Annotated in this window: 4 protein-coding genes; all 4 read right to left on the reverse strand. The window is 72.4% G+C overall.

Annotation, left to right across the window (positions count from 1 at the left end):
• On the reverse strand, positions 1-915 hold a 915-nt coding region (locus FGF04_RS38380), incomplete at its 3' end, for an SDR family NAD(P)-dependent oxidoreductase (protein ID WP_223146453.1).
• Positions 916-962: 47 nt separating this feature from the next.
• Positions 963-1,730 (reverse strand): SDR family oxidoreductase, encoded by a 768-nt coding sequence (locus FGF04_RS38385; RefSeq protein ID WP_149516019.1) that lies wholly within the window; start codon positions 1,728-1,730, stop codon positions 963-965.
• Between the two features lie 198 nt (positions 1,731-1,928).
• Positions 1,929-2,795, reverse strand: coding sequence for a hypothetical protein (locus FGF04_RS38390; RefSeq protein WP_235882736.1), 867 nt, complete (start codon positions 2,793-2,795; stop codon positions 1,929-1,931).
• A 321-nt stretch (positions 2,796-3,116) separates the two neighbouring features.
• On the reverse strand, positions 3,117-3,916 hold an 800-nt coding region (locus FGF04_RS38395), incomplete at its 5' end, for an aldehyde dehydrogenase family protein (RefSeq protein WP_149516020.1).

Raw genomic sequence — 3,916 nt, forward strand, 5'->3', positions numbered from 1 at the left:
GTGCGGGGCGGCCGGGGAGTGCGGGGCGAGCAGGTCGTCCAGGCCTATGCGCGTCAGGAACTCCGCGCGGATGCGGTCCGCGACCAGGCTGACCTCCTCCGAACCGTCGTCCGCCGGGTCGACGTGGACCCGGAAGGGCCGCTTGCCGTGCGGGGTGTCGACGACCTCGACGATCGCGTCGGCCACCAGGGACGCCGGGGCGTCGGCCGGGGCGAGGGCGGCGAGGCGTTCGGCGACCTGGCCCATCAGGCCCGCGTACCGCTCCTCGTAGGCCGGCAGGACCGTCCCCTCGGAGGGGTGGCCGCCGGTCGCGAAGTGGTTCGTGCCCGAGGTGAAGGCGCCCGGCACCACGATGGTCGTCTCGATGCCGAAGCGGGCCAGCTCCGCCGCGTACGACACCGCGAGCGCGTCCATCGCGGCCTTCGCGGCGAAGTACGGCGCGAGGTAGGGCGGGGTGCCGCCCCTGGTCGAGGTCGAGCCGACCCACAGGACCAGGCCGTGCTCCTGGGCGCGCAGGTGCGGGAGGGCGGCCCGGTTGACGCGCTGGGTGCCGAGCACGTTCGTGTCGTACACCGCGGCCAGTTCCTCCGGGGTGAAGGCCTCGGTGGGGCCCGTCACCATGTGGCCTGCGTTGTGGACCAGCACGTCCAGCCGGCCGGCGTCGGCCAGGACCGTGGCGACGGCGGTGTCCGCGGACTCCTGGGAGAGGACGTCCAGCTCGACCGTGCGCAGGTCGACCCCGTGCTCGGTGGCGTAGGCCTCCGCCTCGGCGACCCGGTGCGCGTTGCGGCCGCGGGTGTCGCGCATCGCCGCGTAGACCGTGTGCCCGGCGTCGGCCAGGGCCCGCGCGGCGAGCGCGCCGAACCCGGAGCCCGCGCCCGTGATGACGATCGTCTTGCCCATGGTCTTGCCCATGACGGAACTCCTGGGGTGAGAAGCGACGAGTGGGAGGAGAGGGTCGGTTATGCGATGCCGCCGTTGGCGCGGATGACCTGGCCGTTGATCCAGCGGCCGCCCGGGCCGGCCAGGAAGGACACGACCTCGGCTATGTCGCGGGGCTCGCCCAGGCGCTCCAGCGGCGGCTGGGCGGCCATGCGCGCGATGGTCTCCTCGTCCTTGCCGTCCAGGAACAGGGCGGTGGCGGTCGGGCCGGGGGCCACGGCGTTGACCGTGATGTCCCGGCCGCGCAGCTCGCGGGCCAGGATCAGCGTCACGGCCTCGACGGCGCCCTTGGTCGCGGCGTATCCCGCGTAGCCGGGGAGGGCGAGGGCCAGGACGGAGGTGGAGAAGTTGAGGATCGCGCCGCCCGCGCGCAGCCGGCGCGCGGCCTGCTGGTCGACGACGAAGGTGCCGCGGATGTTGGTGCGGTGCATGCGGTCCAGGGCGTCGAGGTCGGTGTCGACCAGCGGGGCCAGGGTCATGACGCCGGCCGCGTGCACGACGACGTCGACGCCGCCGAACGCCGACTCCGCGGCGTCGAAGAGCGCCGCCACCTCGGTCTCGTCGGCCACGTCGGCGCGGTGGGCGATCGCCCGGCCGCCGGCCTCGGTGATCGCGCCGACGGTCTTGTCTGCCTCCGTCTGGTTGCCCGCGAAGTTCACGACGACGGCGAATCCGTCGGCCGCCAGGCGCTCCGCGCTCTCGCGGCCGATCCCCCGGGATCCACCGGTGACGATCGCGACGCGGGTGGGGGTACCGGCGGTGGTTCCGGTGCCTGTCTGCTCGGTCATGACGGTGCTCCTCGTCTCGGTGGGTAGCGGTGTTCGCTTCCGACGAGAGCAACGCTAACACCGAATTCGTATCGACGCTACCTTTTCGCGTAGCGATGCTACGGACATGTGGAAGGCCCCGCCGGAGCGGGGCCTTCGCCATGCAGGAAGTGCACTGAGTGCGGTGGGCTTGGTGGGCTCGGTTGGCTCGGTGGAGGGCTAGAGCACGTCTACGGAGTCGCCCGCGGAGTTGCTCGCGCCCGTCGTCGTGTTGCCGCTGTAGCGCCAGCGGTAGGTGCCGTCCTTCGTGGCCGTCACCGTGGTCTTCAGGTGCCCCGAACTGTTCGCCGTGACCGACTTGAGCGTGGTGTAGGTGCTGGAGCCGGCCGGCTTGAACTGCAGCTTCACCGATCGGCCGCCGTAGTTGTCGTAGCGGTGCGCGCTCCAGTTGGCGCGCTGCACGGTGCCGGTGACCGTGATCGCCTTGCCCGGGGCGACGGGCTCCGGGGTCGCGTTCATGCTCTGGATGCGGGAGGCGCGCTGGAGGCGGACCGTCGCGGAGAGCAGGTCGGTGTCGTAGCCGCCGTTCTTCTTGATGGCGGTACCGAGGGTCTTCCACGTGGCGGCGTCGCCGTTGACGAGCTTGTTGCCGTTGCCGCCCGGCATGTCGTCCGGGTCGATGGTCATCGTCTCGTCGCAGTCGCGGTAGGTGTAGCCGCCCGCGGAGGACTGGGCGCAGCCCCAGCGGGTCGTGAAGACCGCGAGCTCGTACTCGTTGGTGCCGTAGGTGCCCCGGTAGGCCTCGACCCACCAGCTGTCGAGAGACACCTTGCTCTTCACCGTGTAGGTCAGCGGGGCCTCGACCTGGGCGCTGGTGCCGACGACGATGGGTTTGCCGTCGTTGATCACGACGTTCGAGAAGGAGATGTCGTTCTCGGCGGCGCTCGCGGTCGGCGCGGTGAGCGCCACGCCGGTCAGGGCCAGGGCGGCGGTCAGGGCCGCGGTCGCTGTGCGGCGGGCGGCTGTGCGGTCGGCGGTCGAGGGTCTGTGGCTGCGCTGCGTGGCAGCCGGTGATGTCGTGGTCAATCCCCACCCCTGGGTTGCGGTCTGTGTCGGTGCGGCGCAGGTCAACTGCGTTGCGCGTGCGGGAACTCTAGATCACCAGGGGTGGGGTGGTCGGGTGCGGGTTGGTGGGGGCTGGTCGCGCAGTTCCCCGCGCCCCTTGAAAGCGGGCGCCAGCCACGGGTGGGCGTCCGATACCCCTGCGGGCCGCGGGGGCTGAGCGCGCAGTTCCCCGCGCCCCTTGAAAGCGGGCGCCAGCCACCGGCCGGGGGTCCGGCATCCCTGCGGGCCCGCGGGGGCTGAGCGCGCAGTTCCCCGCGGCCCTTTGGGGCGCCGGTCGTGGCGTCAGGACTGCCACACCAGTGACTGCAGTTCCGTGTACGCGTGCAGGGCGTACACGCCCACGTCCCGGCCCACTCCGCTCTGTTTGAAGCCGCCGAACGGGGCCTCCATGTTGCGGCCCACCGTGTTGACGCCCACGCCGCCCGAGCGCAGACGGCCCGCGACGCGGAAGGCGCGGGCCACGTCGCCCGACCAGACGTAGTCGATCAGGCCGTACTCGCTGTCGTCGGCCAGGGCCAGCGCCTCCTCCTCGTCCTCGAAGGGGAGCACCACGACGACCGGGCCGAAGATCTCCTCCCGGACCACCCTCATGTCGGGTCCGCAGTCCGCCAGGAGGGTCGGGGAGACGTAGAAACCGCGCTCCAGGGGCGGGCGTTCGCCGCCCGTGACCACCCGCGCGCCCTCCTTGCGGCCCAGTTCGACGTACGACTCGACGCGGTCCCGGTGGGCCGCCGAGATCAGCGGGCCCACGACCGTGTCCGGGGAGCGCGGGTCCCCGACCCGCAGTCGGCCCGCGTACGCCGCGAGGCCGGACACCAGGCGGTCGTACACCGGCCGGTGCGCCAGCACCCTCGTCGGGGCCGTGCAGATCTGGCCGCTGTAGAAGGAGAAGGTGGTCCCGATCCCCCGGACCGCCGCCTCCAGGTCCGCGTCCTCGAAGACGATCGCCGCGCCCTTCCCGCCCAGCTCCATCAACTGCCGTTTCATGCCGCGCCCGCACACCTCGGCGATGCGCCGGCCCACGGCGGTCGAGCCGGTGAAGCTCACCATGTCGACGCCGGCAGAGTCGACCGCCGTGGGCC

Origin of the sequence: Streptomyces apricus, assembly GCF_008369065.1 — a bacterium.
In the GTDB taxonomy this organism is placed as follows: domain Bacteria; phylum Actinomycetota; class Actinomycetes; order Streptomycetales; family Streptomycetaceae; genus Streptomyces; species Streptomyces apricus.